Source organism: Stenotrophomonas sp. SMYL20 (assembly GCF_036320045.1).
In the GTDB taxonomy this organism is placed as follows: domain Bacteria; phylum Pseudomonadota; class Gammaproteobacteria; order Xanthomonadales; family Xanthomonadaceae; genus Stenotrophomonas; species Stenotrophomonas maltophilia_A.
This window is the reverse complement of the sequence record NZ_JAWIRT010000014.1, coordinates 45,930-71,992: the sequence shown is the minus strand read 5'-3', so window position 1 is coordinate 71,992 and position 26,063 is coordinate 45,930. Positions and strand designations below refer to the sequence as shown.

The window sequence follows — 26,063 nt, the reverse complement described above, 5'->3', positions numbered from 1 at the left end:
CCCAAGGGGGAGGAGGAACAGGGGCTCCCGGGAACCCGGCCATTGGCGGACGGCCGGGGTGTTGCGCTTACTCGCCGCTGCCGCCACCGCCGCCGGTGCTGGGCTGGGCGACGGCCAGGGCCAGGCTGTTGGCCTGCAGGTTGCCGGTGCCCGCAGCAACGTTCACGCCGATGTTGCCGGAGGCGCCGGAGAAGGCACTGCCGGACAACGCCGAGGTGTTGGTGGCGTTGACGTTCACCCAGCGCGTGGTGCTGACCGTGCCGCTGAGGCTGGCGTACAGATCGGCCACGCCCAGTTCGACGAACTGGCTGGTGCCACTCTCACGCGTATCGAAGCCCAGGCCGCCCACTCCCGGCCGGTTGGGGTTCATCGTGGCGTTCTGGATCTCGTTGTCCAGGTCGATGTGGCCGGTGCTGTTGCCACCCGGATGTGGAAGCTCGCCATTCCATGTATCCAGATAGTAGTTGGCCATCTGGTAGGCGTTGCCGGTGCCGCGGTAGGTGCCCGCGCCATAGGCCAGGGTCAGGCCGCTGACGCCGCCACGCATGCCGACCTGCACGGTATCCGTGTAGGACTGCACGAAGCCGGCATTGCTGACCGTGTTGCCGGTGGAGACCTGGTTGGAGCTGATGCTCGACTGCGCCACCGCGGTGGTCGCTACCGAGGCCGCGAGCGCGTTCTTCTGCTCGTTGTTGTTGCCCGAGGCGATGTTCACGCCGATGTTGCCCGAAGCACCACCGAAGGCGTTGCCGCCGAGACCTGCGGCGTTGGTGACGCCGGAGTTCATGGTGGCGTTGCCGAAGCCGGCCTGGTTGACGAACACCTCGGCGTCGGCCATGCCGAAGCTGAAGGACGCGTCGGCAGCGGACAGCGACGCGGCATTGTCCTGCGCGTTGTTGTCGCCGGACACCACGTTGAAGCCGAGATTGCCCGAGGCGCCGGCACCCACGCTGTCACCGATGGAAGCACTGTTGGTGACCAGGCTGTTGCTGGTGGCGTTGTTGCTGATCGACTGGCGGTTGTCGATCACGGCAATGGCCGCCGAGTCGAGGTCGATGTCGCCGGTGATGTTCGGGTCACCGGAGAAATTGATGTCGGTGCTCAGCCGCAGGTCCTTCTCCAGGTTCACGTCGACGCCGTGGTTGTTCTTTTCCTTGCGTTCGTCGGCCTGGATGTTGCTGTGTTTCTGCACATTGACGTTGACGGTGCGGTTGCGTACGTCGTTGTCGGTGTGGTTGTGGGTGTCGTTGCGGGTCTCGCTGACGGTGTGGTTGTGATTGATGTTCGCGTTGGCGTTCTGGTTGTCCCAGCCATTGGCCGCAGCGGCGGTCGAGGCAGTGGCAATCGCCATGGCGAGCATGGTCTGTTTGACGGTCGCTTTCATGGTGCCCTCTCTCTCATCAGGTGGTGCATCGGTTGGGTGGTTGTCACGGGCGGTCCTGCACGACCAGGCCCAATACGTTGGCCGTGTCGTTGCCGTTGCCCGCGATCTGATTGAGTTGCAGGACCCCGTCGAATCCCCGCAGTGCGGTGCTGGCTACACCTGCGCTGCGGGTGCCCGTCGCGACGCCGTGACCGGTGTCGTCCCGCCCCCCTGCCAACGCGGAACCCTCGGCGGCCAAGGCCGTATCGTCGGTTTCGCGTATGCCCTGTCGGGCCAGCGTCGCGCTGACGACGTTGAGCGTCGTGTTGGCGATGCCGCTGGCCTGGTTGATGGATGCGATGCCACTGGCACCGGCCAGTGCGTCACCGCCAATGAATGCAGTGGCCTGCAGCGGCCCGGACAGCACGCGGTTGCCCTGCTGCAGCTGCCGCGCATTGATCGCGACGTCGGCGCGATCACCCTTGGCGATACCCCGTAGGTTGGCCTGCACGTTGAGGTCGCCGGCGGCCTGGTTCACGGCGATGGCGCCATTCGTTCCGGCAAGTGCGTGGCCGTCGATGCGGGCCACGTCGAGATAGGCGAGCATGCCGCTGTAGTCATCGGCCCGGGTCGCCCAGGGCGCGGCAGCGAGCAGCAGAAGCAACCCGTGCAGCGCCTTCATTTTCCACCTGCCGGGGCCGTGCCCTGCAGCGGGAACTGGGCCAGTGCGCCGCGCACGGTATCGGCGATACCGCGGGTGCTGCTGCCCACAGCACCGAGCGGTCCACTCATGGCACCCCCCAGATTGCTGCCGACCATGCCGTCGCCACTGCGGCCCAGCGTGCCGCCCAGGGCCTGCTGGGTGACCCGTTCAACAGTGGTGCCACCCGGCGCCGTGATGGACGCGGCCTGGCCGGCGCCCATGCCGGCATAGTCCTCATCGCTCAACTCGTCCATGCCGGTTGTTGTGCCGCCGGCACCCAATGCGGTGGCGATCTCGCGCTGCGGCTTCGGGTCGGCAATCAGCGCCATGCCCGGCGGTGCCATGCGGTATGCCGGGCGCGCGGATACATCCCGCAGCAGGACGATCTCGCCCGGTTGTGCCTTCACGCCTTGGCGGGCGCCGGATGCGGATGCGCCCGCGCCAACCGACAGCAGGGCCACTGCCAGTGCTGCGGCCAGGCCGCGAATCAGGGTGGAGCCGTCCATGCCGATCTCCCGCGATGGGTGCGGCGGAACCACGCATCAACCGTGCCAACTCCGAAGTGCCCACCGGCCAATGTCGGCACCGTGCCGCACCTGACCGGGCTGCTGCCACGCTGTTACAGGCACGTCGTGGAATTGTTGGGATTTCGAAGCCCCAGGCACCGCAGGGCAAGGGCGGCGGGCGACTGTCGCATCCGTGTTACAGGTGGCGTCGCGGTCTGCAACGGTGCCGCTTCAGCCAGGAATTTCTTGACGCACTGCTCATTGCGCCGCCGTTTAGGGAAGCGCTAGGATCCGCCCAACAAAGGCCGCCCCGGTGGCCGTAGAGGTCCCGGCGGGGGGCGGCACGCCGGTGATTGCCTGACAGTCCGCCGACGGTGTCCGGATGCTGGGGGAAGCATGGCAGCGGTCCCGGAGGCTTCAACGTCACGTTGCGTGCTCTGGTTTGGCGAGCCGTTGGCGAACGAGCGCAGTGCGCTGGCGGCAGCAGGCTGGTATGTGCGCAGCATCCGTCCCGATCCCGCCATGGCGATTGGCCTGCGCGGGCGCGATCGCTTGCTCGCCGTGCTCGATCTGCGCCACCTCGATGCGGTCGCGCTGCAGCTGCTGGTACCGTGGATCGAGCAGCACCAGCATCTACCCTGGCTGGCGGTACTGCCACCGGGTGCCGGACCTGCTTCAGCGGCCTGGCTGCCGTTGCTGCAGCGATGCCGTGCCCGCTTCACGCTGCCGTTCGGCCTGCAGGATCTGGTCTGCGCAATGCGCCAGCAGTTCGACGCAGATGATCCGCCTGTCGACGCAACCTGCAGCGGGCAGGGACCGCACGCATTGATTGGTGAAAGCGCTGCGCTGCATGCGGTGCGCACGGTGCTGCACAAGTTCGCGCCGGTGGAGCTGCCGGTGCTGGTCACCGGCGAAACCGGTACAGGCAAGGAACTGGCCGCACATGCGCTGCATGCGTTGTCGGGGCGTGCTGGCAGGCCTTTCATTGCGGTGAACTGTGGTGCGATTCCGGCCAACCTGGTGCAGTCGGAGCTGTTCGGCCACGAACGTGGCTCGTTCACCGGTGCCGACAAGCGGCAGATCGGCGTGTTCGAATCCGCGCACGGCGGCACGGTGTTTCTGGACGAAGTCGGTGACCTGCCGTCGGAGGCACAGACCAGCCTGTTGCGTGTACTGCAGGAAGGCACCTTCGAGCGCGTCGGCAGCAGCCAGCCGTTGCGGGCGGATGTGAGAGTGCTGGCTGCCACCCACGTGGAACTGGAACACGCGGTGGCGCAGGGCCGGTTCCGCAGCGATCTCTACTACCGTCTGAACGTGCTGCGCCTGCTCATGCCACCATTGCGTGAGCGCGGTGCCGATGTGCAGCTGCTGGCCGAACACTTCCTGCGCTGTTTCCGGCAGCGCCACAGCGTGCGTGCACGCGGCTTTGCGCCGGCCGCACTGCAGGCCATGCGGCGTTTCGAATGGCCCGGCAACGTACGCGAACTGCTCAATCGCGTGCAGCGTGCGGCGATCATGGCCGAGGGCGAGCTGATCAGCGAGCGTGACCTGGAGCTGGGCGCATCGGTGGCGGTCCTGCCTGGGGCGATGCTGCACGATGCGCGGGGCCAGGCCGAGCGCGATGTGCTGCTGCAGACCCTGCGCCAGACCGGCTACAACGTTTCCGAGTGCGCGCGGCAGATGCAGATCTCGCGGGTGACGGTGTATCGCCTATGCCGCAAGCACCGGTTGGAGCTGCCTGCGCAGCGCTGATCAGCCGGCCGCCAGGTGCTTGAACAGGCGCAACGGCTTGCCCGTGACGCGCTCGATCACGCCCTTGGCTTCCAGGTCCAGCTGCACGGCCTTCAACCACCAGCCGGCGGTGGCGCCTGCCGGGAACAGGGCGGCGGGCAGGTGCGGCAGCAGCGCCTGCTTGGCCTGCGCAACGGTCAGGCCTGGAGGTTGCGCAGGCAGGGCCTGCAGCAAGGCATGGCGCATGGCGAGATACTTGGCACGATCCACGCGCTGGATGTGCCCGGGCGTGGTGATGCTCTCGATCTCGATCCGCTCGGGCTCAGACATGGCTATCTCCCGCGACTTCGATGCGTGGGCTGCGGAAGCCCATGGCGATCCACGCCTTCATCAACCGTGCATGGAACCGCAGCGACCGGGTCTGCAGGTTCGGCACATCGTCCGGAAGGACAGACGCATCAGGAAGATCACTGACCATCGTCCGCATCTCCACGGCGGGTCTTGCCGATGCGGGCCACAGCAGGCCATACAGGCTCAGCCAATGGCCGCCACTGAACTCCAGGAACAGCGGCGTATTGCAGCAGCCCGCCAGGACGCGGCGGCTGCCGCCCCTGCTGGACAAGCGCAACGCACGCAGCATGGAATGTCCGGCATCGATGCTGACGCGATCCTTGCGGTGCATTACGAAAAGCGTCTGGCCATGCGGGCCCAGTACTTCGGGTGCTCGGGGCAGCGACTGCAGCATGGCGCCGGCCTTGCGGCAGCTGTCGCAGCAGCATTCGACGGTGGCAATGGGTTGGCCCGTGGCGGTCAGGCGGACCTGGCCGCAGGCGCAGGCAAGGGACTGATGGGAGGGCATCTGCATTTTCTCCTGGGGTATTCATCCTCTCGACGAACCGGGGTGCCGGGAATCGACAACATCCGCCTTCAAGGGCGCTTCATCCGGTAGCGGATGCGGTACAGGTCCAACCCTGCACCGTCCGCACGCCGGGCCGAATAGGTCAACGTGCCGGGTTGCGAGCCATCCAGCATCGCGCCGTAGCTGTCGCCGGAGGTTTCGTTCAAGGGCGAGGGCAATGCATGGCCCGCGTCATAACGGCCTCCACGTTCGTAGGCAATGAACTGGCGCACCGGTGCGCTGCCGAAGTCGAGAGCGCGGGCAAAGACCACAGTACGGCCATCCCCGAGGAAGGTGGCATCGAACTCCTGCGCCGAGGTATTGAGGTCTCCGGGCAGTGGCCGCGCGGGCTGCGCCTCACCACGGACCATCGCTGCGACGTAGAGGTCATGGCCACCCGCACCGCCTGCGCGATCGCTGGAGAACAGCAGCGTGGCTGCGTCTGGCGAGAGCATTGGCGCGAACTCATCGGCCGCGCTGTTCACTGCGGGGCCAAGATTGACCGGCTCCCCGAATCGACCGTCGCTCCCCACGCTGACCCGATACAGATCGTCGCCGCCTTGGCCGCCTGCTCGATCCGAGCAGAAATACACCGCGCGGCCATCGGCGGAAAAGGCGGGATCGAAGTCACGTCCCGGCGTGTTGAACGGCACCGGCTTCGCCGGCCGCCAGCGCTGCCCATCGTTACGGGAGACCCAGATGTCATACCCGCCCGGACCGCCGGGCCGGTTGCGGCTGAACCACAGTGCGGTCTTTCCGTCCGGGCTCAAGGTCAGTCGAATCTCGTCGTACTGCGTGGATGCAATACCCGGAGCAAAGCGCTCGGCCGGGCCGACGATCTGCAGCACCCTGGATGGAGACGCGCAAGGCGACGCAGACACCAGCAGCATCACGGCCAGCAGCGCCTTCATGCCTGCCGCTCGAAGTCGCTGACCCAGTTGGTTTCCCAGCTGCGTCCACCATCGGTCGAGGCCGCCTGTTCCCAGCGCGCCGAACGCGGGGTAATGCGTGACCAGATCACCCGCGTCCGGATCGCTCGTCCGTCGTGCTGGTCTTCGCCGAAGAAGCGACCGACACCGGCCTCGAAACGGCCGAGCAGTGGCGCGCCGATCCGGGTCGGTTCCCGGCCATCCAGCCACCAACTCAGCCAGTGCCGCTCAGCCGCATTCCAGGCGCGGATGCCCATGCCGCGCAGCGGGGCTCCTGGCACGTCCATCAGATTGTCACCTGCGTTGCCGAATCCTCCCAGTACCGGCCAGTTGTGCAGGGTGCCGTTGAACGCGTCCCACGCATCGCTGCCTGCCAGTCGGGCGCGCAGGCGACGATGGCGCACGTTCCAATGGCCCACCAGGAAATCAAAATCGCCCGGTGCATCCGGCAGCTTCGGAAGCGGCGAGGGGGCCGCAGCCGTGCGGCGGAACCAGTTGCGCCAGTTCACCTCCCAGTGCGCACCGGCGTCGTCGGAGAATGCCTGTTCCCACCACGGCTCCTCGCCATGGATGGCGTGCCACCGGAACCACACGTCGATGGGGCGTCCGTCGATCCGGTCGGTGCCGCGGAAGCTGCCGGCATCGCCCTTGAAACCGCCGCGTACGGGGGCTTCGATATGGGCAGGATTGCGGCCATCGATCCACCAGATCGACCACGTGGAAGACACCGGATCAAAGGCACGCACGCCCAGGCCCCTGTAGGGACCCGAAGGCAGTGCCATGACGTTGTCATCGATGGTGCCGAGCCCGCCCAGGGTGAGCCAGACCGCGCTGGCGCCGGTGAAGGCTTCCCAGCGGGTATCGCCCACCAGCCGCTCCTTCAGGCGTTGGTGCCGGACCTGCCAGGTGCCCTGCAACCATTTCCAGTCATCGCTGTGACTGGCCAGGGCCCACCCGGCGGGCAGGGCGGTGGACGCGGCCGTGGCGGCCAGGGTGACCAGGAACTGCCGTCGATCCATATGCGTGATCCCCTACCGAAGGTGCCCCCATCGTTGCGGGTACGAAGGGGATTGACCACGCAGATATCGGGGCTCAGGCTAAGCCACACTTATGGTCACCCAACGCCAGCTGCCATCGCTTGCCGCCATCCGCGCCTTCGAGGCGGCGGCGCGGCTGGGCAGCTTCGCGCGTGCCGCAGAGGAGCTCGACACCACTGCGGCATCGGTGAGCTATCACGTGCGGCGGCTGGAGGCCCAGACCGGTACCTGCCTGTTCCTGCGCCACGCACAGCACGTGGAACTGACGGTGGTGGGTGCCAGCGTCGCGCAGGAAGCCACCCGGGCATTCGACGCACTACGCGCCAGCTTCATGCGCGCCGCTGGCATGGATGCGGCGCGACTGCGCCTGTCCGTACTGCCAACGCTGGGCACCAGTTGGTTGACGCCGCGGCTGGGTACGTTCCGCGCCCGCCATCGGCAGCTCCTGCTGGAACTGGATCTGTCGGCAGAGCCGCAGGATCTTGCCGCCGGCCACTTCGATGCCGCCATCCGCAACGGGCATGGCGAGTGGCCTGGGCTGCAGGCCACACCCTTGTTCCCCAGCGTTTTCATGCCGTTGTGTGCGCCGGCGCTGCTGCCGTCGGCCCGTGGGCTGGGCAGCACCACGCTGGAGATTCCCCTGCTCGGTCGGCCGGACTGGTGGGCCCTGTGGTTCGCCGCGCACGGGCACCTTCCACCGCCGGCACCAGGGAGTCTGGTCACGCCCTTCGCCGTCGAGCATCTGGATGTCGGTGCCGCGATCGCAGGGCAGGGCATCGCCATCGGTTCGCCGATCCTGTTCCAGGCCGAGCTGGAGAGCGGGCGCCTGGTGCAGGCGCATCCGGGTGTCGCCAGCGACGGTCGCAGCTTCTGGTTCGTGGCGCCCTCGGCGCGGAGTGGGAGCGCCAAGGTCATCGCATTCCGTGACTGGTTGGTCGAACAGGCCGCCGAGGCACGGCACGCAGCACGCCATCATCTGGCCCAAGCGGTGACGCTGTGAACCAGAGCCCCGAACTGCTGCGACGCCTGCTGCGTGCCAAGGACCGGATGGACCGGGCCAGCCATGAGGAATGGCCAGTCACACGCCTGGCCGAGGTCAGTGCGGTGTCGCCGGCGCACTTCGCCCGCTCGTTCAAGCAGGCATTCGGGTTGCCGCCGCACCGGTATCTTCTCAGCCGCCGCATCGAACGGGCCGTGGCGATGTTGCGTGACACCGACATGCCGGTCACCGAAATCGCCGTGCAGACCGGGTGGAGCAGCCTGGGCACCTTTGGCCGCATCTTCCGTGACATCACCGGTGACAGCCCGGGCAATGTGCGTGAGCGTGAGCGTGCAGGCCAGGCGGCGTCGGCCAGCGTGCCGGAATGCCACGCACGTGCCGCACAGCGACCGGACCTTAAGATCGCAGTTTTGGAGAAGCGTCGCCGCGAGGCGGTTGCTAATGTGGACCCCACCTGAGGGAGGTCCCATGACGAACACTGTGAACACGGTCGGCCTGTATGTGCGCGACCAGGATGAGGCGCTCGCGTTCTATGTCGGCAAGCTCGGCTTCGAGGTGCATACCGATGTACGCAACGGCAGCTACCGCTGGCTGACGGTACGCAGCCCGGGCCAGGACGGTTTCCAGCTGGGCCTGTTCGTGCCTGGCCCGCCCACCCACGATGCGGCCACCGCGCTTTCGCTGCAGCAGCTGGTGGCCAAGGGCGCAATGCCGCCGCTGGTGCTGGCCGTGGATGACTGCCAGGCGCGCTACACGCAATGGCTGGCGCTGGGCGTGGAATTCACCCAGGAGCCGATCGAGCGCTATGGCGCCGTGGACGCCGGATTCCGCGATCCATCAGGCAATGGCTGGAAGATGATCGAAGCCCGCTCCGAGACGAGGCGCCGGCAATGAGCCGCGGTGGCTGGGCACGGCCCGTGCACCGTTGGACCTCGATCGTGTTCACCCTGGCGGTGATCGCCAACTTCGTAGTGCGCGCGATGGGACAGGGCGAGCCTGTGGCGTGGCTCACCTACTCACCGTTGCCACCCCTGTTCCTGCAACTGTTCACCGGCCTTTACCTGTTCGTGCTGCACTACGCCGGAAGGCGCCGCAGCGCCGCACTCGGCGCTGCGGGCTGAGGCAAGGTCAGGCGACCGCGTCGACCGCATGGGCGGCAAGCAGGGCGGGCAGGTCTTCCATGCGCTGGAAGATCACCTGTGCACCCGCCGCACGCAGGGCCTCCGGCGTACTGTGGTGCGGACCGCCTTCACTGAAGCCGAACACGGTTGCGCCAGCGGCCACACCGGCCGTTGCACCGGTAACAGTGTCCTCGATCACCGCGCAACGCTTCGGGTCCACGCCCAGCGCAGCGGCGGCGGCCAGATAGACATCCGGATGCGGCTTGGTGTGCGGCATGTCCTGGCCGCTGAACACGTGGGCCCCGAAGGCATCAAGGATGCCGACCTTGCCCAGCTGCAGCTTCACCTTGTGCAGATCGGCGCCGGACGCGCATGCAATCCGGCCGTCGGTGAGCACCGCGATCGCACGCACCGCCTCGGGCGCACCCTGGATCGCAACCAGGTCACGTTCCAACGCGCGGTTGCGCTGCTGGCGGAACTCTTCCAGCCATTCCTCGGTGAACGGCTTGCCGGTGCGTTCTTCGATCAGGCCGGCCAGATGGGCCACGGACTGGCCCAGGAACACCTCACCGGCCTGCGCCGGGGTCAGCGGCCAGCCGCGCTCGGTCAGCATTTCCGAAAGCACGCGGGCGACCAGCGGCTCGGAATCAACGAGTACGCCATCGCAGTCGAACAGCACGGCATCGAAGGGGAAACGGGACATCTACAGCTCCTTGAAACAACAGCCATGGGGGCGATCAGCGGGTATTTTCCCACGGTGGAGACGGAACGAACGCCTCGACCAGCGCATCCACTGCGGCACGCACCTTGGGAGCAAGGTCGCGGGTGGTAGGCCAGAGCGCATGCAGGGGCGCGCCCGCGCTACCCGTGGCAGGGAATACGGCCACCAGTGCGCCGCTGCGCAGCGCGTCCCCCACCAGCCAGGTGGTCGCTTCTGCAATGCCCAGCCCGGCCAGCAATGCGCTACGCAGCGCATCGCCGTCACTGATGCGGTGGCGCCCTTCAATGCGGTGCTGGACAAGCCCGCCGGAGCCGTCCGGCACCGTCCAGGGCAGCGCGTGCCCCTGCCGGCCGAAGGTGATGCAGTCGTGTCCGGCAAGATCCTCGGCGCGCACCGGGACGCCACGTGCCGCCAGGTATCCGGGTGCAGCGCATATCACGGCATGCTGGCGGCCGAGCGCCCGGGCAGAGAGCGAGCTGCTGTCGTCAAGCGGCCCCAGGCGGACGGCCAGATCGACGTTTTCCTCGAGCAGATCAACCCTGCGGTCGGTGAAGCTGACATCGAGCTGCAGCCGCGAATGGCGTTGCGCCAGTCCGATCAGTACCGGCATCACCCAGCGCTGGCCGAACGCTACCGGCAGGCTGACCCGCAACAGGCCGGAAACCTCCTGCCGCCGCGACGCTGCGTTGGATTCGGCTTCGTCCAGTTCGGCCAGGATGCGCCGGCAGACCTGGTAGAACTCGGCGCCCTCGACAGTGAGCGCCAGCCTGCGCGTGGTGCGATCCAGCAACCGGGTGCCCAGTCGCCGCTCCAGCGTGGCCACACTCTTGCCAACGGCCGATTTGCTCAGCCCCATGCGCAGACCGGCTGCGGTGAAGCTGCCGGCGTCCACGGCCTGGACGAACACACTGATGCCCTGCAGGCGCGCCGCACTGTAGCTGGTCATATGCGTCAATTGGGGAGTTAATGGATTCAGTGTATCGACAATATCCCGTCACTGAACACCTCCATGCGTCAATAGACTTTCCTGGCGCACTTCCGCGCGCCAATGAGTGATTTCCCATGTCTGTTTCGACCATGAAGGTCTGGGAGCTCGATGCCCCGGGCCCTGCTCACCTGCGCTGCGTACGGCGCCCCATTCCCAGGCCAGGCCCTGGTGAGGTACTGGTCAAGGTCGGTGCCGTGTCGCTCAACTACCGCGATCGCCTGGTGATCGACGGCGGACTGTTGTCCGGTCCGCTGCCACACCCGTTTGTTCCCGCTTCGGACATGGCCGGCGTCATTGTCGAAACCGGAAGCCCAGCGCGACGCTTCAGCGTTGGCCAGCGGGTGATGGGCAATTTCTGGACGCAGTGGCTCGATGGCGCGCCTCCGCCCGAGATGCTGCAGCACGGACTGTCCCTGGGCGGTCCGCTGCCGGGCGTGCTGGCGGAGTATGTGGTGCTGCCGGAGGACGTGGCAGTCGCTACGCCCCCCTCGTTGTCTGACCTGCAGGCCAGCACGTTGCCGGTGGCGGCGCTGACGGCCTGGTTTGCACTGGTCGAGGCCGGCCAACTCGCTCCTGGTCAGACCGTGCTTGTGCAGGGTACCGGTGGTGTTTCCTTGTTCGGGCTGCAGTTCGCCCAGCGGCTGGGAGCACGGGTAATCGTGACTTCACGCAGTGACAGCAAGCTTGCCCTTGCAGAACGGCTGGGTGCATGGGCGTCGATCAACACGCGGCAGCATCCTGCATGGGGCGCGCGAGCGATGGAGCTGAGCGGAGGGCAGGGCGTCGATCATGTGCTTGAGCTGCTCGGAGGCGGCAACCTCGCCCAGAGCGTGGAGGCGCTCGCAGTGGGCGGGCACATCCTGCAGATCGGCTTCCTCGAGGATCCCGACCTGCACATGCCGGCGGTTCCTCTCATGCTGCGCCGCGCGACCCTGAAGGGGGTTTCGGTTGGCCATCGCCGGGCCTTCGAGGGGATGAACGGCTTCATCGAACGCGAGCGCCTGCAGCCTGTCATCGACAGCGTGCATTCGTTCGCCGGCCTGCCTGCGGCACTGGCAGCACTGCAGCAGGGGCCGTTCGGCAAAGTGGTGGTGCAGGTGGCAGAGCACTGAATCCAACTGCGCCGTGCCTGTCCAGGCGAAGTGCGCCTGTGCGGCCGGAATCGCGACCGCACGGGCGTCCTGGCAGCTCAGCTCAGATCACAGCCCGCCGGCTGCGGCCAGGTGGTGGCCGGCAGCATGTTCTTCAGCGAAGCGGGCGCGTTGATCGCCACATAGCTGGCGCCCAGCAGCTCCTCGAGGTCGGCGATGGTCACCAGGTAGCTGTCCAGGGTGCCCAGGTTCGCTTCGTTCGGGATGATCCAGCTGATCGCCTTGGCGGTGCCGGTGTTCGGGTCGCGGGTGATGATCGTCTTCCAGAAGAACTCCGGCGTGGGAATGCCGTGGCTGGCAAGGAAGTAATCGTTGGACGCGTCGCCATAGACAACGCCGCCGTAGACATCCACCGGCGCGATGTCGCGGTAGCACTCGGCCACGTTTTCGGCCTTCACCCAGACGCCCTGATTGAAGCTGGAAACCTGCGGAACGATGTTGGTCATGTAGTTGGCGCGACGGATGTAGGTCGCGTTGTAGTCCATGTGGTTGGAGGTCACCAGATGGCCGCGGTCATAGCCGCTGCGGATGCTGGCATACGACGCGGTGCTGTTCTGGCCGAGGCAGCCGGCCGGCAGGTCCGGGTCTTTGTAGAAGCTGGACGGGCGCGCGGCGGAGCCGGTGTCGGCGGTGAGCGTGTATTCGTAGCGGGTGGCGCTGTGGATGCTGCAGTCGTAGGTGAGCACGAAGCCGCCCTTGTTGAGGGTGACGACCTGGGCCTGGGCGGCACCGGCGAAGGTACTGAGGACGAACGCGAAGAAGAAACCTGCAAGGCGCATTGCGATTCTCCAGCAGAGGATTCAGGACGCAGCCGCCCGCCACGACCGGGCCGGAGCGAGGTCATGTGAGGACACTGCGGAGTCGGGTAGTGCGGAATGCGTGGGACGTGACCGCGATGACAGGGCCGCGGAGGCCGTGCGGTGTCGTAAGCGTCACAAGCTGTCGTCTTTCGGTCAATGGCGAAACGACGAAGCTGTGACAGCGCGCAAGCACTGGAGATGTGTCAGATCATGCGGCGCGTGGATGAAACGCAGGCGTGCTAGGACATCGCGCTGCCTGTAGCGATGGTCAGGGGTTCGTCTTCAACACGTAGTCGCCCTTGCGTGTTCCCGGCAGCAGCGACCATCCCGGCTTCAGGCTCAGCGACCACCCCGGCCCCTCCAGTGGCGGTTCAGCACTTGCCGGGGCCTGCACGAATACGACCTTCCAGTCGCTCTGCAGCAACGCACCGTCGGTGACATCCAGGCTGCCCCAGATGTCGGACAGCCGCATTGCTGGATACACCATGCCTTGGCCTGGCAACGGCTGCATGGTGTTGGGATCGAACTGGATGCGCATGTTGCGCAGATCCAGGCGCACGACCGGGCCTGTCACGAAGCGCGCACGGTTGTGTTCCAGCTGCGCAAGGCGCTGCTGCTCGCGCAGCGTTTCGGCTTCGTGCAGCTCCGGCCCGTCATAGCGCGCGGCAGCCGCTCCCAGCGTGGTCGCGTCCAGCTGCAATGGGGCCTGCGTCACTTCGGCCAGACGCGTGCCGAGATCGCGAGCCTGGTGGGCGAGGTCGCCGCGCCAGCCAGGTGCCGCCTGGTCCAGCAGCAGGCCATAGGCCGGGCCGGTGGCATAGGCGAAAGAGCGGACGAAGCTGCGATCACCCACGTGTGCGCGAAGGTCATGCAGTGCCGCCTGGATACGTGTCGACGGCGTCGGATTGCCGACGAACACGCCGGTGTACTCGGCCAGGCCCTCGTTCAATTCCAGCGCCGCTTCTTCCTGCGCGGCCGCAGGGAACCGGCGGTAGCGCTCGGCGCGGAATGCGAGTGCGTCCGTCATCGCAGTGTGCTGCGCTACTGCATCGGTGGATTCGAGTGCGTCCGCAAGCGCGCGCCATTCCAGTTGCAGCCAGTAGCGTCCTTCAAGCGAATCGAGGTGTTCGTTTCCACCTGCCGCCGGTGCGATGATGGGCAGCGCCGGCTGCAGGCGATGGAACATTTCGTGAGCCAGCAGCGTGCTGCGTCGGGACGCGTCCTGCGGCAATGGCCAGAGCAGCTGCGTCCAGCGTGTGCCGGACCAGTCCACGGCGGTGTTGGCGACGATCGCATCAGACGGAAGCTGGCCTGTGAACACATCGCCGCGCTCCTTCAGCGCACCATGTGCGTCTGCCTGCGAGGCGATGACCTGCCGGCTCTTTGGATCCACCAGCATCATCGGCCCGCACAGGGATTGACCCCACAATCGACCCCGGTCTCCGTTGCAGAGCTGTTCGGCGCGCCGGAAGACCTCGCGGGCCGCCGCATCGGAGAACGCCTGCTCGTTGGCCATCACGGTTCGTTGCGCACATAGCGCCAGTACAGCGAAGAGCAGGAAGCGTGACCTCATGACGTCCATTCATCCTTGGGGCCCAGCTCTCATAGCATCGATCCCATAGGCCGGCAATGCAGCAAACGTCATGTTGCGTCGCAAGGTGCCACCCACCATTCGCACTGGTACGGTCCAACCCGTTGCACCACCACCGACGGGGACAGACGACGATGCGCAAGGTATTGCTGCTGTTGATCCTGCTGACCGGACTGGCGCCCACCGCCTGGGCCGCTACGGTCAAGACCACCCACCGGACCATTCCCAGCTGGGATGGAACGCCTCTCGGGGCCTTCGTCATCGAACCGCAGGACGCGGGCAGCGGGCGCTATCCACTGCTGGTGATGCCCAGCAGCTGGGCGGTACCCAGCGTGGAGTATGTGGGGGTGGCGCAGTCGCTGGCGCGGCGCGGCTATGTGGTGATCAGCTACAGCTCGCGGGGTTTCTGGGAGTCCGGCGGCAGCATCGACATCGCAGGGCCAGCCACGGTCGAAGATGTCAGCGCCCTGATTGATTGGGCGCTGGACAACACCCGCGCCGATCCGGCCCGGATCGGCGTTTCGGGCATCTCCTACGGCGCAGGCACCAGCCTGCTGGCGGCGGCGCGCGATCCACGCATCAAGGCCGTGGCGGCGCTGAGTGGCTGGGCCGATCTGCAGGCCTCGCTGTACAGCAACGACACCCCCAGCGCGCAGGGCATCGCCTTGCTGGTGGCAGCCGGCCTGGCCACCGGCCGCCCGGGACCGGAACTGACGACCATCAATCGCAATGTACTGGTCGGCAACTACCAGGGCGCGGTGGATTCGCTGTTGCCGGTGGCGGCGCAGCGCAGCCCCGGGTCCAGCATCGATGAGATCAACGCCAACCAGCCAGCGGTGTTCCTCGCCAACGCCTTCAACGACAGCCTGTTCCCGCCGGGCCAGCTGGTCGATTTCTTCACCCGGTTGAAAGGCCCCAAGCAGTTGCAGTTGCGCCACGGCGATCATGCGCTCAACGAAGCCTTTGGCGCTCTGGGTGTTCCCAACGAGGTCTACGATTCGGTGGGCGACTGGTTCGACCATTACCTCAAGGGTGAAGCCAATGGCATCGACCGCCAGCCTGCAGTACAGCTGAAATCGCAGAAGGGCAGCTGGAGTACCTATCCGAACTGGGAGGCGACCAATGCCGGCGCTGTCAGCTATGCGCTGAGCGCACCCAAAGGACTTCTGCTGCCCACGGGCGGCCTCGTCGCGAGCGGCAGCAGCACCGGCTGGAGTTACCGGATCGGCAGCGGGCTGCTGACCGCCGCCAATTCCGGCGTGGCGATGGCCTCCGGTGCATTGCAGATGATCAACCTGCCGCCCGGTGCCTATGTGCCCTTCGTGGGCCGCAACGCCGCAGGTGTCTGGCAGGGGCCGATCCAGTGGAGTGCGCAGCGCCTGGATGGAACGCCGGAGGTACGCTTGACCGTCACGCCCAGCCGCGCCAACACCACGCTGTACGCCTACCTGTACGCCGAGGATGTGCTGGGCAACGGCCAGCTGATCAGCCACAAGCCCTATACGCTGCGTGGTGCCACGCCGGGGCACGCGAAGACCATCGACCTGCGGTTGGAAGCCAGCAGCTGGAACCTTCCGGCCGGCAGCCGCCTGACCCTGGTGGTGGACACCGTGGACCTGCGGTATGCGGGCATCAGCCAGCTGGGTGGCACGGTGACTTTCAGTTCGCCGGCCAATGCGCCTTCGGTGTTGAAGGTGCCGCTGCATTGATGGAAGGCCGCGCCCGTTGCGGCGGGCGCGGTACGCCAGGCAGTAGAACTGCGAGACTGGCGTTTGTTCCGGGGACGGGAAGAATCCATGGTCATTGCTTGGCTGTTGCTCGGTGCAGCGCTTGCGGCACCTAACGCGCAAGGCGCGCCGATCGACTGGTCGGATACGCTGTTGAAGGATCTGGACGCTGCCGACGCCGCCATGCGCGGCAGCCATCCGGGCGCCGTGGACCTGCGCAATCCTGGTTTCGGCGCACAGCTGGACGATGCCCTGGCGCTTGCACGCTCGCGCGCCGAACGGGTCGCCAGCTACCCGGGCTACTGGTGGGCGATGAAGGGCTATGCGGCCTCCTTCAACGATGGGCATGTCAGCCTCAACGCGCTTGCCGATGCTCCCGATCTTCCAACGCAGTGGCCGGGCTTCCTGACCGGCTTCGACGGCGATGCGCAGGTGGTCATGACCGTGGATGGTGGTCCGGGCCATCCGCCGCTAGGCGCGCAATTGCTGTCGTGTGACGGCATTGATGCGCAGACGCTGGCTGTACGCCGGGTGGGTGACTTCAGCGGTCGCTGGAACCTGCAGGCCAGCCGTATCCAGGGTGGTGGTGAAGTGCTGCTAGAACAGGGCAATCCATACGTGCCTGCATTGCGTACCTGCGTTTTCCAGGTGGGCGGACGCGAGACATCCTATGCACTGCGGTGGCAGCCGCTGCAGGCAGCACAGCGCAAGGAGCGCTTGGTTGATACCCGGCGCAGCTTCCGTCCCCCCAACGGCTGGCACGCGATGCCCGATGGCAGTTACTGGATCACCACCAGCAGCTTCAATGCCGACCCTGCGGAGCAGAACTTCAAGGAACTGACCGCGCTGCTTGAGCAGCTTGAACCGCAAGCCGAAGGGCTGCAGCAGGCACCGACGGTGGTGCTGGACGTGCGTGGCAACACTGGCGGTGCTTCGCAATGGAGCATCGAACTGGCGCGATTGATCTGGGGCCGGGCCGCTGTCGATGCGCTGCCCGACCGCAGCTGGGTAGAGTGGCGGACCTCGGAGGGCAACATCGCCCAGCTTCACGGCTTCCTGCAGAAGCTGGAACAGGCGCCCGACGCGTCGCCCGAGCTGCGTCGCATGCTGGAATCGGTGACGGCAGGCATGGCGCAGGCTCGCGGCCGGGGTGAGGCTTTGTGGCGCGAGCCATCCGAGGCCAGCGCAGATCCAGCATCCGCCGCAAGCCAGGCCGGACCTGTGCGCAAGGGCAGGGTCCTGGTTGTGGCCGATGCTTCCTGTGGCTCGGCCTGCCTGGATGCATTGGACCTGTGGAAGCGGCTGGGCGCGGTTCAGGTGGGCGTCGAGACCTCGGCCGACAGTCTGTACATGGACGTGCGGCCGGAGCGGTTGCCCAGCGGGCTGGCCAGGATCTCGGTGCCGATGAAGGTGTTCCGTGGGCGGGTACGTGGTTCGAATGAACCGCACGTGCCCGATCATCGCTATACGGGCGACATGCGCGACACCCGGGCGCTTGAAGCGTGGCTGCTGACGCTGTAGGTGCGCGCAGGACCTCGTGCAGGGCTGAATTCCGCAGGAGAGGATCGCATGAACATCCCGCCACCCAGCGCTGCCAGGCCGCCATCGCGGGCAGGAGCCTTCCGTCGTTGAATGCTGACGCCCGGTGCATTGCTCGGCATGGCGCTGCTGAAGTACATGGTCGGCGTACGTGTGCCGCTGGCCAGGCCGAGCGGCATGTACGGCGGAGCGAGATCAGCGCCGGACGTCGAACTGGTCACTCTCCAGCAGCGCCCAGACATCGGCCTCGCGCACGGGACTGAAGTCTCCGGGAATGGAGTGCTTCAGCGCACCTGCCGCCAGACCGAAGCGCACGGTGCTCTCTGCATCGAACCCGGACGCCAGCCCGTGCAGGATGCCTGCCGCGAACGCATCGCCGCCGCCGATGCGATCAACGATACCGGGCAATGGCCGCGAGGGGGCCTGCGCACGGGTACCGTCGCGTCCCAACAGCAGCGCGCCCAGGATGTGATGGTCTGCACTCACCACGTCGCGCTGGGTGCAGGCCAGCCACTGCAGGTGCGGGAGCGCCGCGAACGCGGCCGCTGCAGCCGCCTCGGTCCGCGCGATGGGGCTGTCCTCGGCGAAGCGCAGTCCCAGCACCAGTTCGATATCGCGATGGTCGGCAAAGACGATATCCGCCTCTGCGAACAGTTCCCGCAGGATGGCGGCGGCGTTGCCGCCCCAACGCTGCCAGAGCGAAGGTCGGTAGTTGCCGTCGAAGGACACACGCACGCCTGACCTGCGTGCGGCCCGTGCAGCGCTCAAGACGGATTCGGCCACATTGGCGCCCAGCGCCGGACTGACGCCGGAAAGGTGCAGCCACTGCGCATCACGCAACAGCGTTGGCCAGTCATGGTCGGCAAGTGCAGTGTTGGCGAATGCCGAACCTGCCCGGTCATACACCACTTCACTGGCGCGCTGCAGCGCGCCGGTGGCCAGGAAATACAGGCCCATGCGGTCGCGGTCGACTTCACGCACACCTGCCACGCCCACACCATGCCGCCGCAGCTCGGCCACGGCATGCCGGCCCAGCGCGTTGCCGGGCACCGTACTGACCATCTGCACATCGTGGCCGAAACAGGCCAGTGAGACCGCCACATTGGCCTCGGCGCCCCCCACGTGGACCTGCAGCTGCGGTGTCTGCAGCAGCAGTTCACGACCGGGTGCGCCCAGGCGCAGCAGCAGTTCACCGAAACAAACGACGCGGCTCATCGGTTCTCTCTCATTCGGTGGGGGTGCAGCCCAGCATGCGCAGATCGATGGCATCGGCCATGCGCCGATAGCCTTCGTCATTGGGGTGCAGGTGGTCGCGGGTGATGTCGTTGGGCAACGATTCCACGGCCTTCGGGTCACGCAGCGCGGCATCGAAATCGATGATGCCATCGAACCCGGTCTTCCCACCGCGTGCCCACTGGTTGATCGAGGTGCGGGTCGCTGCGGACACGGGCTCGTAGCGCTCGGAACCACCGAATGGGGTCAACGTACCCAGCCAGGCGCGGATGCCGTGCGCATGCAGTCGCGCTGCAACCTGCTGATAGCCCAGCAGCATGTCCGCCGCACTGCGTCCAGGCAGCGGCTGCGTGCCACCACCGTGGCGGATGTCATTGATGCCCTCGAACAGGATGACCTGATCGGCATCGGCCACCGCGATCACATCGCGATCCAATCGTGACAGGGCGCTGTGGCTGCGGCCATGGTCAAGCAGCTTGTTGCCGCTGATGCCCTGATTGAGTACCACGAACCGGTTCGGGCAGGCTTGCTGCAGGCGCTGCGCCAATCGCTCCGGCCACTGGTTGAAGGTTCCGCGACGGGCGGTGGCACCTTCCGTGATGGAATCGCCGAGTGCCACGATCACCTGGGGACGATCAGCGCGCTGCACCATCACGGCCGAGAACACGTTCTGCTGGTAGCTCAGCCGCACGCTGTCGGCAACCGATGTCTGCCTGCCGTCCGCTACCCGCACTTCGGTGCGGCGCACCGCCGGGCGGGTCGGCTGCGGAAAATAGGCCGTCACGCTGATCTCCTGCAGCGGCGTCACCGGCATCGGTACCGGGTCGCTCAGCAGCGCGGCACCCACCGGCACCTCGATGACCGCGCGGCCATCCACCGTTACCGGCAGAGGGGCGGACGTGCCGTTTTTCACTCCTGCGCGCAGGTCCTCGACCCGTAACGGCGCCGTGCCGAGTTCGTTGCTGATGCGCAGCCGCAACGCATCGCCACGGCTGCCGATGCGCATGTCCTGGCGCACGGTCTGCGCGGCGAACTGTACGGGGGCCTCGGCGATGCCATCCTTGCGGTCCGGTGCCGGCGAGGCGGTCCACGCGGTGACCCAGACCGGTGCGGCCAACGCGCCAGGCGCGGCCGCGGCGGAACAGATCGTCAATGAAAGCAGGAGCGTCCAGCGCTGCATGGTCAGGATTCCAGTCAGGAGAAGTAGGTGCCGCCGTTGACGTCCAGATTCGCACCGGTGATGAACGCCGCCGCATCCGAGGCCAGGAATACCGCAGCGTCGGCGGCTTCGTCCGGTGTCCCTTGGCGGCGCAGCGGGGTAGCGCCGGCAACGGCCGTGCGCACTTCCGGCTTGGTGAACTCATCATGGAAGCGAGTGGCGATCATGCCGCAGCACAGTGCATTCACGCGGATGCCCTTCGGCCCCAGCTCCTTGGCCATGGCACGGGTGAAGGTCATCACTGCCGCCTTGGCGGTGGCGTAGATCGATGCCCCCGGGCCGCCGCCATCACGACCTGCCTGCGAGGCGAAGTTGACGATGGCCGCGCCGTCACGCATGTGCGGCACCACCGCGTGCGTGGTCAGGTAGGTCGAGGTCAGATTCAGGTCCATCACGGTGTGGAAGAACGCCGGGTCGATGTCAGCCAGCGGCCGACGCTGCACCATGCCACCGGCCACGTTCACCAGCAGGTCGATACGCTCGCCGAACGCGGCCTGTACCGCAGCGACCAGGCCGGCCACGGCGGCGGCATCGGTGACGTCGGCGCGATGCACGATGGCCTGGCCACCGGCCGCCTGGATCTGTGCCAGCGTTTCCTGGGCACTGGCTTCATCATGGGCGTAGTTGATGCAGACGCGTGCACCGGCGGCAGCCAGTTTGATCGAAACGGCGCGGCCGATATCGCGGCCACCACCGGTGACAATGGCCACCTTGTCCTGGAACGACATGCGGAAAACTCCTTGGTTTGCGGGGGAATGGAAGTACTTGGAAAAGAAGGAGACCCAGGCTCAGCCGCCGCGACGGTCGAGCTTCTGGATAGGTCCGGTCCACCACCACAGCGCAGCCAGCGACAGCGGCACCAGCGCGGCAACGAGGATGAAGATCGGGGCGTAGGAATGGCGGGTCAGTACCGGCACCAGCCAAGTGGTGATCAAGGTGCCGGCGACCGCCGCCAGGCCGCCCAGGCCTGCCAGCGTGCCCACCGAACGGCCGTCGAACAGGTCGCCGGGCAGGGTCTGGATGTTGCCGATGGCTACCTGGAAGCCGAACAGCACCGCAGCGATTGCCAGCACTGCCAGCAGCGGCTGGTTGGCCAGCACAGCACCCAGCAGGGCTGGGGCCATGATCACGCACCCCAGGGTGATGGCCAGCTTGCGGGCGCGGTCCACGCTGTGTCCGGCGCGGATCATGCGACCCGACAGCCAGCCGCCACTGAGGCTGCCCAGCATCGCGCCGACGAAGGGTACCCAGGCGAACAGGCCGATCTGCTTGATGTCGAAGCCGAAGGTTTCAGCGAGATAGATCGGCAGCCAGGACACGAACAGCCACCAGATAGGATCCAGCAGGAAGCGGCAGGCGAGCATGCCCCAGCTCTGGCGATGGGCCAGCAGCTCGCGCACGCTGGCTTTGGGCGCCGCCTCTGTCTGTTGCCCGGCCTGGTCTTGCTGGATCAGCCGGCGCTCGGCATCGCTCACCCACGGATGCTTGTCCGGCCCGGCGCGGTAGACAAACAGCCACGGCAGCAGCCACAGGAAGCCGATCGCACCGACCAGCACGAAGGTGCCGCGCCAGCCCAGCCACAGATAGAGGCCGGCGATGGCGGGTGCGGAGACGATCGCGCCGATCGACGCACCCGCGTTGAACACGCCCTGCGCCAACGCGCGTTCGCGCGCAGGGAACCACTCGGCATTGGCCTTGACCGCGCCGGGCCACGCACCCGCTTCGCTGATGCCGAGCATCGCCCTTACCAGGCTGAAGGAGAGCATCGAATGGGTGATCGAGTGCAGCGCGATCGAGATCGACCACACGCTGATCGACAGGGCGAACCCCAGGCGCGTGCCGATCATGTCGAACAGGCGGCCGAACAGGAACTGGCCGACGGCGTAGAACAGCATGAACACCGTTACCAGCAGGGCATAGTCGTCCTTGGTCGCGCCTACTTCCCTGGCGATTTCCGGCCACATCACCGCCAGTGCATTGCGGTCGATGTAGTTGATGACCGTAGCGACGGCGATCAGGCCCACGATCAACCAGCGCACTGCTGAACGCACCGGCACCTTGCGCAGGTTGGCCACCACGGCAGGGCCGTTCATTTTCCGTCACCCTTGCTGCGGTCCATGCGTGCATGGCTGCCGCTCCAGCGGTAGGCATGGTCGTCCACGGTCACGCTGTGCTCGCCCTTGGCGCTGCTGTCGTCGGCCACGCCGAGGGCGATGCGTGCACCGCTGGCCAGGCGCAGTTCGATCACCTCTGCATCGCTGCCCCGGCTGCGCATGATGTCCTTGATGCGGCTGTCCGCGCCGTGCACGTACTCGGCGGTGCCGTTGTACTCGCCATGCGGCTCCAGCACGCTGAAGAAGGTCACGTCCTTCTGGCCTTCCACGCGCTGCAGCAGGGCCGGTTCACGGCGCAGGTTGAACTCGGGATCGTTGGCACCACTTTCCACCAGCAGCGCCTGTGCCGGCGCACTGCTGCCGAAGCGGTAGGTGTAGAAGCGCCCATCCAGCAGCCACGCCAGGGAACGCGATTCGCTGCCGGGCGTGCTGCGTGCATCCAGCCACAGGTGCTGGTAGCCGTTGTCCTTGCCCAGCACCGGGCGCTGGGTGGGAAAGTGTTCTGCCTCGAAGCCGGTGGTGACGATGTGGCCGTTGAAGTGCAGCGGCAGGTCGTAGCGCGCGGCCTTGTCGCCGTGCACCTGCAGCAGGTCCAGCACCACCGGCAGGCCCAGGTCGGGGTGGCGCAGCAGCGCCTGGGTGCGGGTGAACACCACGCCGGGGTAGGCATCGCGCATGGTCGCCGAGGCAACCTGGGTATCGGCATCGGCCTGGAAGAAGCGCACCTGCGGGGCATGCTCCTCGCCGCGCTTCCAGTCGCCCTTGAAGTGGCTCTGTTCGTCCACCACCAGGGTGTTGTGGGCCACGGTCTGTTTGGCCCAGCTGCGGTTCTCGGCCAGGTAGATGCCACCCCGCTTGGCTTCCACGTTGAGGAAGCGGGCGGCGCCGTAGTCGGTCACCACCGGATTGCCGTTGTCGTAGAACAGCCAGTTGAGTTTGTCGAAGTGGCCATGGCCCATGCCCTGCATCGTGTCCTTCTGCACCAGCGCCTGGCCGCGTTCGCCGTTCATGCGCAGGATCGCCAGGCCACCGCGGTCGCCGTCCGGGCCATCGCGCAGCAGCATTGGACGGTAATCGAAGGGCTTGGCCTTGTTGGCGGCCAGTGCTTGCGCCACCTGTAGTCCCTCGGGGGACAACAGCAGGCGTTTCTGCTGCTGGGCCACCGACAACAGGCGGTCGTCACCGGTGCGCGCATAGGCGATGCCGATACCGGCCACCAGTTCCTCGGTATCGATGCCCTTGTCCAGGATGGCATCGTTGATCGGGAAGAACAGGCCGTCATAGCTGGACTGCACCAGCACATCCACCGCCTTCAGCAGCACGCCGTCGCGGCGCGCGAAGATCCTGCGCTGCGGCTCGTTGCGTTCGATGGCGTTGGCGAACAGCAGGAACGGTGCCAGTGCGTAGCGCTGGTAGTACGGGCCTTCCTCGTAATAGCCATCGGGCGAGAACAGCAGGTCGATCTGGCGAAGGAAGCCGAACTGATCGTTCTTCTGGCTGCCGCGCAACGATTTCTCCACCAGCTCAGGGTCGCGCAGCACGTAGCCGGTCATGCCAGTGGCGGCCACCGCCCAGGTGGCATGGTTGTGGATCTGGTCGTAGTTCTTCGGCTCGCTGACGAGGAACTCAGCCATCGGCCGGAACACCTTCGATTCGATGGTGTCGCGGTCCTCGGCGGACAGCGCGTCGCGGATCGCGTCGTAGCCCTGGATGGCGTTGACCAGCCACACCGAATCGTTGAGCACCTGCCAGAACACGCGGCCTGGAATCTGTCCGCGGCCTTCGGGGTGCGGGCCCAGGGTGGGGTAGAGCCTGGCGTACTGCAGCAGCATGTCGCGCGCGTAGTCGACATAGACCTTGTCGCCGGTCAGCCGGTACAGGGTGCCGGCCGCCATCAGGGCCTGGTAGTTGCGCTTGTGCTGTTCATGGGTGCGGCCGCCGCCCTTGTCCTTCGGTACCGGCACGTCGATGCCGGCCTTCATCATCTTCTTCAGCGATTTTTCCGTGCGCGCCTGTTCCTTGGCGAACCACGGGTAGCGGCCGCCTTCGCTGGCCATCCGCTGCCACTGCGCTGCGGTCACCAGCACCGGCGCGGTGTCGGCCTGCCTCGATGCGGCAGCGGGGGCTGCGAACAGCGGCGCGGCCGGCAGCAGGGCAAAGGGGGTGGCCAGGGCCAGGGAGACGAACAGCGGCTGCAACCTCATCGATCAACTCCATTGCGGGTGCGTGACAGGGCAACTTCGCCCACCTTGGGATACCAGTCGACGCCGGTCGCCTCGCGCGCGGTCATCGCCAGGGCAGGATCGGCGCCCACGGCGGGCAGGGCGGGCGCGGCCACCCACAATCCGCTGTCAGCCTGCTGCAGGCTGATGCCACGCCCCTCTACGCCGCCCGGGAATACGGTGCTGGCTGCCGGTGACTGCACGTTGCCACTGAAGTCGAGGCCGGCCAGCGAACTGGCGGCATTCGGCGGGTTCCTGCTGGTGCGGTTGACGATCAGGTTGGCGCTGAAGCGGCTGTTGCTGGCGGCGACCACGATGCCCTTGGCTTCATCATGGCCGACGCCGAAACTGATCTTCGCCACGTCCACGAAAGTATTGCGGCTGATCGTGGCATTCACCACCGGCGCATAGCCGGACAGCGGCGGATCGGCCTGCGCGTCCATCACCGCCAGCGCGGAACGGTTGCTGGAGCCGGCCAGTCGTTCGAAGTAATTGTTGCTGACGGTCTGGTCGGCATTGATGATGCGCACGCCGCCGGTGCCGGCCTTGTCGTCGCCCAGGAACACGTTGTCGATCACCCGGTTGCCGTTGCCATGGCGTAGCGTGAGCGCGCCGGCCGAACGGTAGAACACGTTGCCGCGGTAGGTATTGCCGCCGGACTTGTTGCTGATGATCTCGGTCTCGCCGTCGCAGCCTTCGAACCAGTTGTTCTCCACCGTACTGTTGGAATCGCTCAACGAAGTGTCGCTGGTGCCGACGCGGAGGGTTTCGCCGCCGTTGACGCCCAGCGCCGGGCGCGGTCCGAACCAGTTGTGGTCGATGCGGTGCTGGTTGTCCAGGCCCTGGGTGGCATCGCGCACCACCACTACCGTGGGCCCGGCGTTGGTCTTACCGCGCAGCTGGCTGTGATCCAACCGGTTGTTGCTGCCATACAGCGATACCCAGTAGTCCTGGTCGCTGGCATCGGGGTTGGTGTAGTCATCGATCACCAGGCCGGTCACCCGGCTGTGGCGGGCCACCGCCTTGCTGGATTCGCGGAACGCCACCACCGCATCACCCGGCGTATAGCCGTTGCGGAACACCAGGTTGGACACCTGCAGGTAGCTGCCCGCCAGGCGCAGGTCCGAACGTCCGCTGAGGACGACCTTGCCGGCGGTCTGCGCGCGCAACACGATCGGCGCGGCTGCCGTGCCCTGGCCTTTCAGCAGCAACCGCGCGTCGGTCCAGGTGCCGTCAGCCAACACGATCTCATCGCCGGGCTGCAGCGCCGAGGCGGCGGTAGTGAACTCAGCGACATCGTGGACGAGCCAGCTGGCTGCACTTGCCGCTGAAGTGGTCAGGCACATTGCCAGACCAGTGGTCAGGCAAAACAGTGAAGGATTGTTGAGCGGATGTCGAGCAAGCGGACGAATGCGCATGAAATCCTTCCAGAGACGGCCGGGCCGTCGTTTCAGGGTGGGTCTGCATACC

General features: G+C 66.6%; 26 protein-coding genes. 9 read left to right on the top strand and 17 right to left on the bottom strand.

The annotated features are described in order from the left end of the window. Positions 1–67: 67 nt before the first annotated feature. The 3 genes from V3B48_RS12430 to V3B48_RS12420 are packed head-to-tail and all read right to left on the bottom strand — an operon-like array spanning position 68 to position 2,572. Positions 68–1,384, bottom strand: coding sequence for a hypothetical protein (locus V3B48_RS12430; protein WP_012511147.1), 1,317 nt, complete (start codon positions 1,382–1,384; stop codon positions 68–70). A gap of 43 nt (positions 1,385–1,427) precedes the next feature. Next, positions 1,428–2,045: a hypothetical protein gene (locus V3B48_RS12425; protein WP_121503352.1), complete on the bottom strand. Its 618-nt coding sequence runs from the start codon at positions 2,043–2,045 to the stop codon at positions 1,428–1,430. Then, positions 2,042–2,572, bottom strand: a complete 531-nt coding sequence (locus V3B48_RS12420; RefSeq protein WP_049422221.1) for a hypothetical protein — start codon at positions 2,570–2,572, stop codon at positions 2,042–2,044. The genes V3B48_RS12425 and V3B48_RS12420 overlap by 4 nt, the downstream gene beginning before the upstream one ends. Positions 2,573–2,968: 396 nt before the next feature. On the opposite strand from V3B48_RS12420, the gene V3B48_RS12415 reads away from it, so the two are divergent. After that, positions 2,969–4,324 carry a sigma-54 dependent transcriptional regulator gene (locus V3B48_RS12415; protein WP_279911845.1) on the top strand — a complete coding sequence of 452 codons (1,356 nt, stop codon included), beginning with the start codon at positions 2,969–2,971 and terminating at the stop codon, positions 4,322–4,324. On the opposite strand, the gene V3B48_RS12410 is transcribed toward V3B48_RS12415, so the two are convergent. Continuing rightward, positions 4,325–4,633, bottom strand: coding sequence for a hypothetical protein (locus V3B48_RS12410; protein ID WP_106468122.1), 309 nt, complete (start codon positions 4,631–4,633; stop codon positions 4,325–4,327). It lies immediately after the preceding gene. After that, positions 4,626–4,943, bottom strand: a complete 318-nt coding sequence (locus tag V3B48_RS12405; protein WP_285302049.1) for a hypothetical protein — start codon at positions 4,941–4,943, stop codon at positions 4,626–4,628. The genes V3B48_RS12410 and V3B48_RS12405 overlap by 8 nt, the downstream gene beginning before the upstream one ends. 3 nt (positions 4,944–4,946) lie before the next feature. Between V3B48_RS12405 and V3B48_RS12400 the strand changes: the two genes are divergently transcribed. Then, a complete protein-coding gene (locus V3B48_RS12400; protein ID WP_285302050.1) occupies positions 4,947–5,252 on the top strand; it encodes a hypothetical protein in 306 nt (101 codons plus the stop codon). On the opposite strand, the gene V3B48_RS12395 is transcribed toward V3B48_RS12400, so the two are convergent. Together V3B48_RS12395 and V3B48_RS12390 are read right to left on the bottom strand one after the other, a co-directional pair. After that, entirely contained in the window at positions 5,231–6,112 is an 882-nt protein-coding gene (locus tag V3B48_RS12395) for a hypothetical protein (RefSeq protein WP_285302051.1), read from the bottom strand. The two genes, V3B48_RS12400 and V3B48_RS12395, sit on opposite strands and share 22 nt — an antisense overlap. Then, on the bottom strand, positions 6,109–7,149 hold the full coding sequence (locus V3B48_RS12390) for a hypothetical protein (protein WP_285302052.1): 1,041 nt from the start codon (positions 7,147–7,149) through the stop codon (positions 6,109–6,111). Before V3B48_RS12390 ends, V3B48_RS12395 begins: the two co-directional genes overlap by 4 nt. Before the next feature lie 91 nt (positions 7,150–7,240). Between V3B48_RS12390 and V3B48_RS12385 the strand changes: the two genes are divergently transcribed. From V3B48_RS12385 to V3B48_RS12370, 4 genes are read left to right on the top strand one after another with little or no spacing between them, the layout of a single operon-like run. Then, entirely contained in the window at positions 7,241–8,167 is a 927-nt protein-coding gene (locus V3B48_RS12385; RefSeq protein ID WP_285302053.1) for a LysR substrate-binding domain-containing protein, read from the top strand. Further along, the gene (locus V3B48_RS12380; protein WP_285302054.1) at positions 8,164–8,625 is read left to right on the top strand and encodes a helix-turn-helix transcriptional regulator; all 462 of its coding nucleotides are present in this window, start codon (positions 8,164–8,166) and stop codon (positions 8,623–8,625) included. Before V3B48_RS12385 ends, V3B48_RS12380 begins: the two co-directional genes overlap by 4 nt. Before the next feature lie 10 nt (positions 8,626–8,635). Next, a complete protein-coding gene (locus V3B48_RS12375) occupies positions 8,636–9,061 on the top strand; it encodes a VOC family protein (RefSeq protein ID WP_071228312.1) in 426 nt (141 codons plus the stop codon). Next, on the top strand, positions 9,058–9,288 hold the full coding sequence (locus tag V3B48_RS12370; protein ID WP_285302055.1) for a hypothetical protein: 231 nt from the start codon (positions 9,058–9,060) through the stop codon (positions 9,286–9,288). Before V3B48_RS12375 ends, V3B48_RS12370 begins: the two co-directional genes overlap by 4 nt. A gap of 7 nt (positions 9,289–9,295) precedes the next feature. Here the strand turns inward: V3B48_RS12370 and V3B48_RS12365 are convergent, their stop codons facing one another. Both V3B48_RS12365 and V3B48_RS12360 read right to left on the bottom strand, forming a co-directional pair. Further along, the gene (locus V3B48_RS12365) at positions 9,296–9,991 is read right to left on the bottom strand and encodes an HAD family phosphatase (protein ID WP_329892907.1); all 696 of its coding nucleotides are present in this window, start codon (positions 9,989–9,991) and stop codon (positions 9,296–9,298) included. Between the two features lie 34 nt (positions 9,992–10,025). Then, positions 10,026–10,955, bottom strand: a complete 930-nt coding sequence (locus V3B48_RS12360) for a LysR substrate-binding domain-containing protein (protein WP_032127235.1) — start codon at positions 10,953–10,955, stop codon at positions 10,026–10,028. A gap of 116 nt (positions 10,956–11,071) precedes the next feature. Between V3B48_RS12360 and V3B48_RS12355 the strand changes: the two genes are divergently transcribed. Then, entirely contained in the window at positions 11,072–12,109 is a 1,038-nt protein-coding gene (locus V3B48_RS12355) for an NAD(P)-dependent alcohol dehydrogenase (protein WP_329892908.1), read from the top strand. Between the two features lie 77 nt (positions 12,110–12,186). Here V3B48_RS12355 and V3B48_RS12350 read toward each other — a convergent pair whose 3' ends face one another. Further along, on the bottom strand, positions 12,187–12,927 hold the full coding sequence (locus V3B48_RS12350; RefSeq protein ID WP_180837186.1) for a DNA/RNA non-specific endonuclease: 741 nt from the start codon (positions 12,925–12,927) through the stop codon (positions 12,187–12,189). A gap of 289 nt (positions 12,928–13,216) precedes the next feature. After that, the gene (locus V3B48_RS12345) at positions 13,217–14,530 is read right to left on the bottom strand and encodes a hypothetical protein (RefSeq protein WP_329892909.1); all 1,314 of its coding nucleotides are present in this window, start codon (positions 14,528–14,530) and stop codon (positions 13,217–13,219) included. Positions 14,531–14,673: 143 nt separating this feature from the next. On the opposite strand from V3B48_RS12345, the gene V3B48_RS12340 reads away from it, so the two are divergent. Together V3B48_RS12340 and V3B48_RS12335 are read left to right on the top strand one after the other, a co-directional pair. After that, positions 14,674–16,248, top strand: coding sequence for an alpha/beta fold hydrolase (locus V3B48_RS12340; protein ID WP_329892910.1), 1,575 nt, complete (start codon positions 14,674–14,676; stop codon positions 16,246–16,248). An 87-nt stretch (positions 16,249–16,335) separates the two neighbouring features. Beyond that, positions 16,336–17,787: a hypothetical protein gene (locus V3B48_RS12335; RefSeq protein WP_329892911.1), complete on the top strand. Its 1,452-nt coding sequence runs from the start codon at positions 16,336–16,338 to the stop codon at positions 17,785–17,787. A gap of 213 nt (positions 17,788–18,000) precedes the next feature. Here V3B48_RS12335 and V3B48_RS12330 read toward each other — a convergent pair whose 3' ends face one another. From V3B48_RS12330 to V3B48_RS12305, 6 genes are read right to left on the bottom strand one after another with little or no spacing between them, the layout of a single operon-like run. Then, entirely contained in the window at positions 18,001–19,020 is a 1,020-nt protein-coding gene (locus V3B48_RS12330; RefSeq protein WP_329892912.1) for a sugar kinase, read from the bottom strand. 10 nt (positions 19,021–19,030) lie between these two features. Further along, complete coding sequence (locus V3B48_RS12325; RefSeq protein WP_329892913.1) at positions 19,031–20,218, bottom strand: GDSL-type esterase/lipase family protein; 1,188 nt, start codon at positions 20,216–20,218, stop codon at positions 19,031–19,033. Between the two features lie 14 nt (positions 20,219–20,232). Next, positions 20,233–20,985: a glucose 1-dehydrogenase gene (locus V3B48_RS12320; protein ID WP_329892914.1), complete on the bottom strand. Its 753-nt coding sequence runs from the start codon at positions 20,983–20,985 to the stop codon at positions 20,233–20,235. A gap of 60 nt (positions 20,986–21,045) precedes the next feature. Further along, a complete protein-coding gene (locus V3B48_RS12315; protein WP_329892915.1) occupies positions 21,046–22,350 on the bottom strand; it encodes an MFS transporter in 1,305 nt (434 codons plus the stop codon). Beyond that, positions 22,347–24,575, bottom strand: coding sequence for an oligoalginate lyase (locus V3B48_RS12310; protein WP_329892916.1), 2,229 nt, complete (start codon positions 24,573–24,575; stop codon positions 22,347–22,349). The genes V3B48_RS12315 and V3B48_RS12310 overlap by 4 nt, the downstream gene beginning before the upstream one ends. After that, positions 24,572–26,011, bottom strand: coding sequence for a polysaccharide lyase 6 family protein (locus V3B48_RS12305; protein WP_329892917.1), 1,440 nt, complete (start codon positions 26,009–26,011; stop codon positions 24,572–24,574). The genes V3B48_RS12310 and V3B48_RS12305 overlap by 4 nt, the downstream gene beginning before the upstream one ends. Positions 26,012–26,063 lie beyond the last annotated feature (52 nt).